Below are 11,955 nucleotides of genomic sequence, written 5' to 3' on the forward strand. Positions count from 1 at the left end.
GGCGTCGCCGTGTCAGCTGGTGTGCAGGGCGGCGTGGAGGGTGCGGGTCGCGGTCGTGATGGCGGCCTCGGCGCCGTGGGTCTCGCGCAGGGCGTTCAGCATCACGAAGTCGTGGATGACGCCCTCGACGCGCAGGGCGGTGACGGGGACGCCGGCCTGGCGGAGCTTGGAGGCGTAGGCCTCGCCCTCGTCGCGCAGGACGTCGGCCTCGGCGGTGATGACGAGGGCGGCGGGCAGGCCGGCGAGCTGCTCGGTGGTGGCGCGCAGCGGGGAGGCGGTGATCTGGGCGCGCTCGGCCTCGTCGGTCGTGTACTGGTCCCAGAACCACTGCATGCCGTCGCGGCGCAGGAAGTAGCCCTCGGCGAACTGGTGGTAGGAGCCGGTGTCGAAGCTCGCGTCGGTGACCGGGTAGAACAGCACCTGCTGGACCAGGGACACGTCGCCGCGCTCCTTGGCCATCAGGGTGAGGGCGGCGGCCATGTTGCCGCCGACGGAGTCGCCGGCGACGGCCAGGCGGGAGGCGTCCAGGCCCTGGGCGGCGCCCTCCTGGACGATCCACCGGGCGACGGCGTAGTTCTGCTCGATGGCCACCGGGTAGCGGACCTCGGGGGAGAGGTCGTACTCGGGGAAGACGACGGCGGCGCCGGCGCCGGTGGCGAGTTCGCGGACCAGGCGGTCGTGGGTGTGGGCGTTGCCGAAGACCCAGCCGGCGCCGTGGATGTAGAGGACGACGGGCAGGGTGCCCTCGGCCCCGGCGGGCCTGACGATCCGGGCGCGGACGGAGCCGGTCGGGCCGCCCTCGACGGTGATCCACTCCTCGTCCACCGCCGGCTTGGCGATGTCACCGGACTGGACCTCGTCCACCGTCTTGCGGCCCTCGACCGGACCCAGGTCGGCCAGGTACGGGGGCGTGTTGGTCGCCTCGGCGAACGCGGCAGCGGCGGGTTCCAGCACCGGCTGCACCGGCTCGTACACGTAGGACATTGCGAACTCCTGATACCTCGTGGGTGTGCCGGTCGGTCCGGCGTGACTGTCCGAAGGTGCGAAACCCGCTGGACGGCGGCCACGTTAGGACGCGGGAACAGCACGTGTTTGCGTGCGTGCGCACTCGCTCTGACCACACAGCGCACAGCCGGACGGGCGGCGAAGGCCCGTGCGGTGTCTTACGAGGCAGTCCCGCGCCGACCGGGCGGCGCACCGGCCGCCGTCGTGCGCTGTCGGCGCAACCGCCGTGCGCTCAGCGGCGATTCCCGGCATGCCGGTCGAGGCACCCTGGCCCGGCCCTGGCATCTTCCCGCGCGCAGTCCACAGGAATCCGAGGCCATGCCCGAACCAGTACACCCCGCGGCGGGAAACGGCGAGAGTCTCTCCACCGTGATCATCGCCGCCCTCGCCAACCTGGGCATCGCCCTGGCCAAAGCGGTCGCCGGCCTGATCAGCGGTTCCAGCGCGATGGTGTCGGAAGCCGCGCACTCGGTCGCCGACACGGTCACGGAGGTGCTGCTGCTCACGTCCCTCAGACGCAGCGAGCGCCCCGCCGACGAGGAGCACCCTCTCGGCCACGGCCCGGAACGCTGGGTCTGGGCCCTGCTCGCCGCCGTCGCCACCTTCGTCGGCGGTGCCGTCTTCTCCCTCTACGACGGCGCCCACACCCTGATCGCGGGCGAGGATCTCGGTGACCCACTGGTGTCGTACATCGTCCTCGCCGTCGCCTTCCTGCTGGAGGGTTACTCGCTGCGGACGGGTCTGAGGCAGGCACGCGGGGAGGCGGCCCGGTTCGAGGTGCCCGTCGGACGCTTCCTGCGCCGCACTCCCGACACCGCCGTCAAGGCCGTGGTGCTGGAGGACTCCACGGCCCTGATCGGCCTGCTGCTCGCGGCCGCCGGTCTGCTCGGGGGACAGCTCACCGGCCAGGCCGCCTGGGACGGTCTGGCCTCCCTGTGCATCGGGGCGCTTCTGCTGTACGTGGCCTGCGTGCTGGGCCGGTCCAACGTCGAATTCCTGATCGGGCGCGCGCTTCCCGCCGACGTCAGGCAGCGGATACGCGCCGAGCTGCTGCGAGTCGAACACATCGAGAGCGTCCTGGAACTGACCACGCTCGTGCAGGGGCCCCAGGAGGCGCTGGTCGCGGCCAAAGTCGATTTCCATGGATCGGCGACAGCGGCGGACATCGAACGGTCCTGTGAAGAAGCCGAAGGACGACTGAGAACACTGCTCCCCGCGGTCAAACGGCTCTACCTCGACCCGACGCCCGCGTTCGGACGGGCCGCGCGAAAGAGCTAGCCGCCATCAGGGCACGCGGGCGGTCCACTCCGGGTCGCTGAACTTGCTGTCGGCGAGTTCCTTCGCGCGGGCCATCTCCTCGTCGGTGACGCGGCCCTCGGCCAGCCCGTAGCGGCCGCGGAAGGAGGCGAGCATCCGCTCGATGACAACCTCACGGGGCAGGCCCGTCTGGCGGCGGAGCGGGTCGACGCGCTTCTTCGCGCTCCTGGTGCCCTTGTCCGACATCTTCTCCTTGCCGATGCGGAGCACCTCCAACATCTTGTCGGCGTCGATGTCGTAGCTCATGGTGACGTGGTGCAGGACCGCGCCGGGGCCGCCGCCGGTGCCGACCACGCGCTTCTGGGCGGCGCCGCCGATCTTGCCGGCCTCGGTGGCGATGTCGTTCAGTGGCTGGTACCACGCCTTGATGCCCATGTCGCCGAGGGCGCCCAGCACCCAGTCGTCGAGGTAGGCGTAGCTGTCCTGGAAGGACAGGCCCTGCACGAGTGCCTCGGGCACCGAGAGCGAGTACGTGATGGTGTTGCCCGGCTCCACGAACATCGCACCGCCGCCTGAGATCCGCCGTACGACCTCCACACCGTGCCGGGCGGCGCCCTCGGGGTCCACCTCGTTGCGCAGCGACTGGAAGCTGCCGATGATCACCGAGGGGGAGGCCCACTCCCACACGCGCAGCGTCGGCGGACGCCGGCCGGCGGCGACCTCAGCGGTGAGGACCTCGTCGAGGGCCATGTGCAGGGCGGGGGACTGGGGCGCCTCGTGGATGAGCTGCCAGTCGTAGTCGGTCCAGTCGGTGGCGTGCGCGAGGGCCCGGCGCACGGCGACGGCGACGCCTTCCGCGGTCAGCCCGTACATCACGGTGCCCGGCGGGAGCGCCGCGTCGATCCGGGCGGCGAGTCCGGCCGCGTCGGTGTCGGCCGGGGCGCCTTCCAGCGCGCGGTTCAGCGCGTCCAGCGCCTCGTCCGGTTCGAGGAAGAAGTCGCCCGCCACGCGCGGCCGGCGCAGCACGCCGTCCTCGACCTCCACGTCCACGACGACCAGCTTGCCGCCGGGGACCTTGTACTCACCGTGCACCGATCCGCCTCCGTGTTCCCGTACAGGCGTGTTTCTCCGCAGATTCCTGATACGAAGCGGGAACGCCGGGCACGACCCGGGTGTTCCCGGCCCCGCGCGACGGTGCTGCGCCGGGCCGGGAACGGCCGGTCAGCGGTGGCCGGCCGCCGCCTGGAGCCACCGGGCGTCGGCGGCGACCAGCCGGGCCGCGCCGGCGGGCAGGTCACCGCGCCGGGCCGCCTTCTCGGCCTCCGCCGCCAGCTTGCCGTACGCGCCGCGCGCGAGGCGGTCAAGGAGACCGGCGACGGTCTTCGGCTGCCCGCCGGAGGCCAGGACGAGGTGGCCGAGCCCGGCCGGGTCCGCCCGCACGGTGAACGTGCTCGTGGTGGTCGCCGTACCGCCCGCGCCGAAGACCGCGACGCGCACGGTGTGCCGCCCGGCCGTCAGCTTCGCCGCGTCCAGGGTGTCGCCGGCCGCGCGGCGCACTCCGTCCACGGTGATCTCGGTCCTCGACGCGTCCGCGTGCTCGGTGCCGACGGCGAGGACCGGCCGCTGGGCGCGGTCAAGGACGGCACCGTCGGCCGGGGAGGCGACCGTCGCGGCCGGCGCGGGCACGGGGGCCTGCCGGCCCTGCGCCTGGTTCCAGCCGGACAGCTCGGCCGGACGGTTGGTGATGACCGCGTCGACGCCGTAGCCGTCGTAGGTCTTCCACCGGTCCGCCGAGTCCACCGTCCACACCATGGTGGCCACGCCGGCCGCGTGCAGCGCGTCCACCACCTCGGGGCGGGTCTCCAGGGCGGCGCCGCTCGGGTTGTACGAGGTCAGGCCCAGCTCCTTCGCCACGGCGACGGGGTCCGCGTCGAGGGTGCCGACCAGCAGGCCGAGCGGCAGCTCCGGCGCCAGCTCGCGCACCCACCTCAGGTGGTCCCGGCTGAAGCTCTGCACGAAGACCCGGTCGGTCATCCTCTCGGCCCGTACGACGTCGAGCATGGCCGCGACCTGCGCTTTGCTGTCCGCCCGCTTCACCTCCAGCAGCAGGTCGCCGCCCCGGGTCCGCAGGTCGGCGAGCTGCTCCCGCAGCGTCGGGACGTGCGCGCCGGCGAAGGCCGGGGCGAACCAGGAACCGGCGTCCAGCCGGTCGATCTGCGCGGAGGTCAGGGTGGTGATGTCACCGCTGCCGTCGGTGGTGCGGTCGACGGTGTTGTCGTGCATCAGGTACGGGACGCCGTCCGCGCTGAGCTGGACGTCGTTCTCGATGAGGTCCGCGCCGCCGCGCCGGGCGACCTCCTGGGCGTCCATCGTGTTCTCGGGGGCCGCCGAGGAGGCGCCCCGGTGGGCGACGACGGTGAGCGGGGCGCCCTCGGGGCGGAGGTAGCCGTTGGGGGCGAGTGCGGTGACCTTCACGTCGTCGAAGGAGACCTCGGCGCCGTTGACGACCAGGGCGAGACCGCCGTCGGCGGAGCGCTGGAGCCGGTTGGTCCGCATGAGCTGCCGCCCGTCCAGGAACCAGGCGGCCCGGTGGCCGTGCACCTCCACGCGGACCTTGACGTCCCGGCCGGTGGCGGCGGCGCGCGGGGCGGCGGCGGTGTCGGTGACGTTCCAGGCGCCGGCCGGGGTGAGCTGGGCGAACTCCACGCCGTTGGCGGCGGTGCTGCCGCTGCGCAGGGTGGCGATCCACCAGGGGGTCGCGCCGGAGGCGGGCACGTCCAGGCCGAGGGCGAACCAGCGGGTGGCCTCGGCGACGGACTCGAAGCGGGCGGTCGCCTCGAAGCGGTAGTCCGCCAGATGCGGACCGAACGTCAGCTTCTTCGTGCCGGAGGCGGCCCTGCCGACCAGCCGGCCGTCCCTCACCTGCCAGTCACCGTCCACGGCACGCCAGTTCGCGGGTATGCCACCGGAGTCGAAGTCCTCGGAGACGACCACGTCACCGGGGCGCGGCGCGGCGTCCTCGGCGTGTGCCGCGGCGGGGGCCAGGGACAGCAGGGCGAGGGAACCGGCGGCGGCGAGCGCCGTGGCGAGACGGCCGCGCGCGGAACGGGGTCTGCCGGACGGTGAGCCGGCCGGGGTTTCCATGGTGGAAGACGTCATGGCAGCGGAGGCTAGGCGCGCCCGGCCAGCGGAAGGCGACCTGATCATGAAGGCCGGGGGAATCCCCGGGAAGCGGCGAGGTGCCGGCCCGGGCAGACCGTACGGCGGTCCGCGCAGGACCCGGCACCCCATGAGGGACGGCGGGCGGGCGGACGCACCTCGTGTTCGTCCCGCTGCCACCCGGCGTGCACCCGCCCGGCGGGCGCTGTCAGTGGCGCGTGCTCTCATGGAGGCATGATCGAGCACGACGGAACCATCGACGAGTTTCTCAGCCGCCACGCCGACGAGGTGGAAGAGGCCGTCCGCAAGGCGGCCGCCCAGGAGATCATGCCGCGCTGGCGCCGGCTCGCGGCCCACGAGATCGACCAGAAGACCGGCCCGCACGACCTGGTGACCGACGCCGACCGGGAGGCCGAGCGGTATCTCACCGAGGCGCTGGGCGCCCTGCTCCCCGGCTCGGTGGTGGTCGGCGAGGAGGCGGTGCACGCCGACCCGGCCACCTACGACGCGGTGCGCGGTGACGCGCCGGTGTGGATCGTCGACCCCGTCGACGGGACCCGGCAGTTCGTCCACGGCGACACCGGTTTCTGCACGCTGGTCGCGCTCGCCCACCGCGGCGTCCTGCTCGCGTCCTGGACCTACGCCCCCGCCCGCGACCAGTGCGCCACGGCGGTCCGCGGCCGGGGCGCCTTCCTGGACGGCGAGCGGCTGTTCGCCGGGGTGCCCGAGCCCGGCCGCGACCTGCGCGTCGCCACGTCCCACCCGGACTTCACCACGGACGAGGAGAAGCGCGTCCTGCGGGCCCTCGACGTCCCCGGTGTCGCACCCCGCCCCTGCGGCTCGGCCGGCCTGGAATACCTCGCCGTCGCCCGCGGCGAGCTGGACGGCACGGTGTTCGGCTGGGAGGCCGCCTGGGACCACGCCGCCGGACTGCTCCTCGTCGAGGAGGCCGGCGGCACCCAGCTCACCGTCACCGGCGAGCCGTTCCGCACAGCCGGGGGCAACGCCCTGCCGTTCACCGCGGCCCGCGACGCGGCCACCGCCCGCCGGATCGTCGCGCTCCTGTCGGGCACGGCCGCCTGACACCGGCCCGCCGGTGGTTGCCGGGCTGTGCCCACGCCCACCGGCCACGGGGCCTGTGCCACGCCGGCGGCTGCTGGGCTTGGGCCCACACCCGGAGGCCGCCGGGTTTCGACCTGCGTCCGGTGGCCGGCCGGCCCGCGCGCATGCCCGGTGGTCACCGGCCTTGCCCCGCGTGCGGTGGCTGCCGGTCCCGCACCCGCGTGCGGTGGTCACCGGTCCTGCACCCGCGTCCGACGGCCGCCGGACCCGCACCCACGCCCGGTGGTCGGCCGGGCCGCGCCCACGTCCGGTGGTCACCGGTCCTGCACCCGCGTCCGACGGCCGCCGGACCCGTACCCACCCTCGGGGGTCGCAGTCTCCTGCTCTCGTCCGGTGTGCGCCGGGCCTCCACGCGTGCCCGGGGCCGCCGGGCCCGCACCTACCTTCGGGGGTCGCAGTCCCCTGCTCTCGTCCGGTGTGCGCCGGGCCTCCACGCGTGCCCGGGGTCGTCGGGCCCGCACCTACCTTCGGGGGTCGCAGTCCCCCGCTCTCGTCCGGTGTGCGCCGGGCCTCCACGCGTGCCCGGGGCCACCGGACCCGTACCCGCCCTCGGAGGCCGCAGAACCCCCCGCCCACGCCCGAAGGCCACCGGCCCCGCCCACGCCCGGCCCCCGCCGAAACGCGGGCCCTATCCTGGTCCCCCTGGCCATCGGCTGACGAAGGAGTCCGAAGGTGCCGTCGATGCTCGATGCGGTCGTGGTGGGTGCGGGACCGAACGGACTGACCGCTGCCGTGGAGCTGGCCCGGCGCGGCCTCTCCGTCGCCGTCTTCGAGGCCCGTTCCACGGTCGGCGGCGGCGCCCGCACCGAGGAACTGACCCTGCCCGGCTTCCGGCACGACCCCTGCGCCGCGGCCCACCCCCTCGCCGTCAGCTCACCGGCCTTCCGCGCCCTCCCCCTGGACCGCTACGGCCTGCGGTGGCTGCACGCCGAGCTGCCCATGGCCCACCCCTTCCTCGACGGTTCGGCCGCCGTGCTGGCCCGGTCGGTGGGCGCGACCGCCGCCTCCCTCGGCCCGCGTGACGCGGGCACCTACCGCCGCCTGGTCGCGCCGTTCCTGCCCCGCTGGGACACGCTGGTCCGGGACTTCATGTCCCTGCCGCTGACCGCGCTGCCCCGCGACCCGGTCACCCTGGCCCGCTTCGGCCTCGCCGGACTGCCCCCGTCGACCTGGCTGATGCGCCGCTTCCGCGACGAGAAGGCCCGGACCCTGCTGGCCGGACTCGTCGCGCACGTCATGGCCCCGCTCGGTGGCTTCGCCACCTCCGCCATCGGCCTGGTCTTCCTCCTCGCCGCGCACGCCCGGGGCTGGCCGGTGGCGCGCGGCGGCTCCCAGGCGATCTCCGACGCGCTCACCGCGTACCTCACCGACCTCGGCGGCGCCGTGCACACCGACTACGAGGTCAAGCGGCTGGACGACCTGCCGCCCGCCCGCGCCTACGTCTTCGACACCTCGCCCACCGCGCTCGCCCGCATCGCCGGCTTCGGCCGGGCCTACGACGGCTACCGGTACGGCCCCGGCGTCTTCAAGATCGACTACGCGCTGGACGGCCCCGTCCCGTGGACCGCGCCCGAGGCCCGCGCCGCCGGCACCGTGCAGGTCGGCGCCGACAGCGCGGAGATCGGCACCGCCCTGCACGACGCCTCCCGCGCGGGCCGCGCGCCCGAGAAGCCCTTCCTGATCACGGTGCAGCCCAGCGTCGTGGACCCCACCCGCGCCCCGGCCGGCCGGCACGTCTTCTGGGTGTACGGCCACGTCCCGAACGGCTGGACCGGCGACCTCACCGAAGCCGTCGAACGCCAGCTGGAGCGGTTCGCCCCCGGCTTCCGCGACCGGGTCCTCGCCCGCGCCACCGCCGGCCCGCCCCAACTGGCCGCCCGCAACGCCAACTACGTCGGCGGAGACATCGCCTCCGGCGCGGTCTCCGGCCTCCAGGCCCTGCTGCGCCCCCGGCCCACCCTCTTCCCCTACGCCACCCCGCACCCGGCGGTCTTCCTCTGCTCCTCCGCGACGCCCCCCGGCCCCGGGGTACACGGCATGTCGGGACACAACGCGGCGAAAGCCGTCTGGCGAAGGCTGAGGCAGACATGACGGACCCGACCGGACCCGCGCCCGCGCTCACGCTGGCCCAGGGCGACATCACCCGCGAGCACGCCGACGCGCTCGTCAACGCGGCCAACTCCTCCCTGCTCGGCGGAGGCGGCGTCGACGGGGCCATCCACCGGCGCGGCGGCCCGGCCGTCCTCGCCGCCTGCCGCGACCTGCGCGCCTCCCGGTACGGCAGGGGCCTGCCCACCGGACAGGCGGTCGCCACCACCGCCGGCGATCTGGACGCGCGGTGGGTCATCCACACCGTCGGCCCGGTGTACGGCGCTCCCGGTGCCGATCCGTCCCTGCTCGCGTCCTGCTACCGCGAGTCCCTGCGGGTCGCCGACGAGCTCGGCGCCCGGACGGTGGCCTTCCCCGCCATCTCCACCGGCGCCTACGGCTGGCCGCTGGACGAGGCCGCGCGCATCGCCGTGGCGACCGTCCGGGCCACCCCCACCCGGGTCGAAGAGGTCAGGTTCGTCCTCTTCGACGACCGGGCCCACGCGGCGTTCGCCGCACAGCTGGACTGACCGGCCGACCGCGCCCCTCGCGCACGCCCTCTCACCGGCTCCTCCCGCCCGCAGGTGCGCTCCGCCCCCACCTCACGCTTTAATTGCGACTGATGCGCAACAGCGCAGCCATCTCAACAGATGCTTGGATCGCCATGTCGACAAGGGTGGGGGACACATGAGGACCCGTCGGATACGAGGCGCCGCCGTCGTGGCCGCGCTGGCCGTGGGCGCCGGCGCCTGCTCCGCGCCGGGAGGCACCGACGGCGCCGGCGCGGACGGGAAGGCGGGCGGGTCCGTCGTGATCGGGGTGGCCTCCGAACCGGACACGCTCAGCCCGCTGCTCGGCTACGGCAAGGACGGCAACTCCAAGATCTTCGACGGGCTGCTCGCCCGCGACACCGACCTGCGGCTCAAGCCCGCGCTGGCGAAGGCCCTCCCGGAGATCGGCGACGGCGGGCGGACGTACACCTACCGCCTGCGCGAGGGCGTGGAGTTCAGCGACGGCGAACCGCTCACCGCCGACGACGTGGTCTACACGTACGAGACGATCCTCGACCCGGCCACCAACACCACCGCGCGCAGCGAGCTGGACGCCGTCGAGAGCGTCCGGGCGGACGGCGACCACACGGTGGTGTTCAGGCTGAAGTACCCCTACGCGCCGTTCGCCGCGCGCACCGTGCTGCCCGTCGTGCCCGAGCACGTGGCGGGCCGGCAGGACCCCAACACCGGCTCCTTCAACACGAAGCCGGTCGGCACCGGCCCGTACACGCTCGTCGACTGGCGCAAGGGCGAGAGGCTCACCTTCGCGGCCAACCCGCACTACTGGGGCGGCGCACCGGCCGTGAAGTCCCTCACCATGGCGATCGTCGCCGACGACAACGTCCGCGCGACCCGCCTGCGCTCCGGCGACCTGGACGGCGCGGTCCTGCCGCCCGACCTCGCCGCGACCTTCGCCGACGACCGCGGCAGACGCACGTACGAGGCGAAGACCTACGACTTCCGGGCCGTCACCCTCCCCACCGCCGGCCCGGTCACCGGGGACCGGGCGATCCGCCGGGCGCTGGACGCCGCCGTGGACCGCCGGGCCATGGTCGACCGCATCCTCGACGGCGCCGGCCTCCCGGCGTACGGGCCGCTGCCCGCCGACGACCCCTGGTACACCGAGGACATCGAACGCGACCAGGACCTCGGTGCGGCCCGCCGCCTCCTGGACCGGGCGGGCTGGAAGGAGGGCGGCGACGGCGTCCGCGCCAAGGACGGACGGCGGGCCGCGTTCACCCTCTACTACCCCTCCGGCGACAAGGTCCGCCAGGACCACGCCCTCGCCTACGCCTCCGACGCCAGGAGGGCCGGCATCGAGGTGAAGGCGGAGGGCGCCACCTGGGAGGTCATCGAACCCCGGATGGGCCGGGACGCCGTCCTGGCCGGCTTCGGCAGCGTCGGCGACCCCGACTTCGGCCTCTACACCCTGCTGCACTCCTCCCTCGCCGGCGACGGCTTCAACAACATGGCCCGCTACGACGTCCCGGCCGTCGACAAGGCCCTCGACGCCGGCCGCCGCGGCCAGGACCCCGGCACCCGCCGCACCGCCTACGACACGGTCCAGCGGGCCCTCGTCGACGACCCCGGCTACACCTTCCTCACCCACATCGACCACCTCTACGTCCTCGCCGACCGCTGGGACGGCCCCAGCACCCAGCTCGAACCGCACGAGCACGGCTTCGCCAGCGGTCCCTGGTGGAACGTCGAGGAGTGGCGGCCCCGGGTATGAGCGCGCTCCCCTGGGGAGCGATGGCCCGGCTGACGGGGCGGCGGGCGCTGTCCGCCGCCCCCGTCCTGGCCGGCGTCACCTTCGGCGTCTTCGCCCTCGCCGCCGCCTCCCCGTTCGACCCCGTCAAGGCGTACGCCGGCACCGCCGCGCTCGGCGCCGACCAGGAGACCCTGGACCGGCTCCGCGCCAACCTCGGCGCCGACGAGCCCTTCGTCACCCGCTGGTGGGAGTGGCTGACCGCCGCGCTCGGCGGCGACCTCGGCCACTCCGGCGTGCTGCGGCAGCCGGTCGCCCAGGTCATCACCGAACGCCTCGGCTGGTCCGCGCTGCTGTGCGCGACCGCCTTCACCGCCGCCGTGCTCACCGGCACCGTGCTCGGCGTGCTGGCCGCCCGGCGCCCCGGCTCGCTCCTGGACCGGGCGGTGACCTCCCTCGCCTACGTCCTGGAGGCGGCCCCGGTCTTCTGGACCGGGCTGCTCGCCGTCTGGCTGTTCGCCCTCGAGTGGCCCCTCCTGCCGGCCGGCGGCCTCACCGACACGGCCGCCGGACACGTCACCCCCGCCCAGGTCGCGAGCCACCTCGTCCTCCCCGCGAGCGTCCTCGCCGTCTCCCAACTGCCCTGGTTCACCCTGTACGTCCGCCAGGGCGTCGGCGACGCCCTCGCGGAGGACCCGGTGCGCGGCGCCCGCGCCCGCGGCCTCGGTGAAGCCACCGTGCTGCTCGGCCACGCCCTGCGCTCGGGACTGCTGCCGGTGCTCACCCTCATCGGCTCCCGCGTGCCCGAACTCATCACCGGCGCCCTGCTGGTGGAGACCGTCTTCAGCTGGCCCGGCATCGCCTCGGCCACCGTCGAGGCCGCCACCGCCGTCGACTTCCCGCTGCTCGCCGCGCTCACCACCCTCGCCACCGCCGCCGTCCTCGCCGGAAACCTCCTCGCGGACCTGCTCTACGGACTCTTCGACCCGAGGGTGAGGCTCAGTGACCTCTGAGACCCCGACGACCAGGACGACCACCACGACCAAGACCACCACGACCACCACG

Annotated in this window: 9 protein-coding genes; 6 read left to right on the top strand and 3 right to left on the bottom strand. The window is 74.5% G+C overall.

The features are described 5' to 3' along the window. Positions 1-12: 12 nt before the first annotated feature. Complete coding sequence (locus Sdagh_RS18595; RefSeq protein WP_226535417.1) at positions 13-984, bottom strand: alpha/beta hydrolase; 972 nt, start codon at positions 982-984, stop codon at positions 13-15. 339 nt (positions 985-1,323) lie between these two features. Here Sdagh_RS18595 and Sdagh_RS18600 point away from each other — a divergent pair, with 339 nt between their 5' ends. Beyond that, the gene (locus tag Sdagh_RS18600) at positions 1,324-2,283 is read left to right on the top strand and encodes a cation diffusion facilitator family transporter (RefSeq protein ID WP_189418094.1); all 960 of its coding nucleotides are present in this window, start codon (positions 1,324-1,326) and stop codon (positions 2,281-2,283) included. A 6-nt stretch (positions 2,284-2,289) separates the two neighbouring features. Here Sdagh_RS18600 and lplAB read toward each other — a convergent pair whose 3' ends face one another. Further along, positions 2,290-3,354 (bottom strand): lipoate-protein ligase LplAB, encoded by a 1,065-nt coding sequence (gene lplAB, locus Sdagh_RS18605; protein ID WP_189418095.1) that lies wholly within the window; start codon positions 3,352-3,354, stop codon positions 2,290-2,292. A 129-nt stretch (positions 3,355-3,483) separates the two neighbouring features. Then, positions 3,484-5,421: a glycerophosphodiester phosphodiesterase family protein gene (locus Sdagh_RS18610; protein WP_226535418.1), complete on the bottom strand. Its 1,938-nt coding sequence runs from the start codon at positions 5,419-5,421 to the stop codon at positions 3,484-3,486. A gap of 234 nt (positions 5,422-5,655) precedes the next feature. Here Sdagh_RS18610 and Sdagh_RS18615 point away from each other — a divergent pair, with 234 nt between their 5' ends. The 5 genes from Sdagh_RS18615 (at position 5,656) to Sdagh_RS18635 (ending at position 11,903) form a co-directional block, all read left to right on the top strand. Beyond that, on the top strand, positions 5,656-6,504 hold the full coding sequence (locus Sdagh_RS18615; RefSeq protein WP_189418097.1) for an inositol monophosphatase family protein: 849 nt from the start codon (positions 5,656-5,658) through the stop codon (positions 6,502-6,504). Between the two features lie 720 nt (positions 6,505-7,224). Then, positions 7,225-8,634, top strand: coding sequence for a phytoene desaturase family protein (locus Sdagh_RS18620; protein WP_189418099.1), 1,410 nt, complete (start codon positions 7,225-7,227; stop codon positions 8,632-8,634). Continuing rightward, the gene (locus tag Sdagh_RS18625) at positions 8,631-9,161 is read left to right on the top strand and encodes an O-acetyl-ADP-ribose deacetylase (protein WP_189418101.1); all 531 of its coding nucleotides are present in this window, start codon (positions 8,631-8,633) and stop codon (positions 9,159-9,161) included. Before Sdagh_RS18620 ends, Sdagh_RS18625 begins: the two co-directional genes overlap by 4 nt. Positions 9,162-9,318: 157 nt before the next feature. Next, positions 9,319-10,914 (top strand): ABC transporter substrate-binding protein, encoded by a 1,596-nt coding sequence (locus tag Sdagh_RS18630; RefSeq protein ID WP_190077194.1) that lies wholly within the window; start codon positions 9,319-9,321, stop codon positions 10,912-10,914. Positions 10,915-10,934: 20 nt separating this feature from the next. Then, entirely contained in the window at positions 10,935-11,903 is a 969-nt protein-coding gene (locus tag Sdagh_RS18635; protein ID WP_189418530.1) for an ABC transporter permease, read from the top strand. Positions 11,904-11,955 lie beyond the last annotated feature (52 nt).

The organism is Streptomyces daghestanicus (assembly GCF_020521275.1).
Taxonomy (GTDB): domain Bacteria; phylum Actinomycetota; class Actinomycetes; order Streptomycetales; family Streptomycetaceae; genus Streptomyces; species Streptomyces griseoviridis.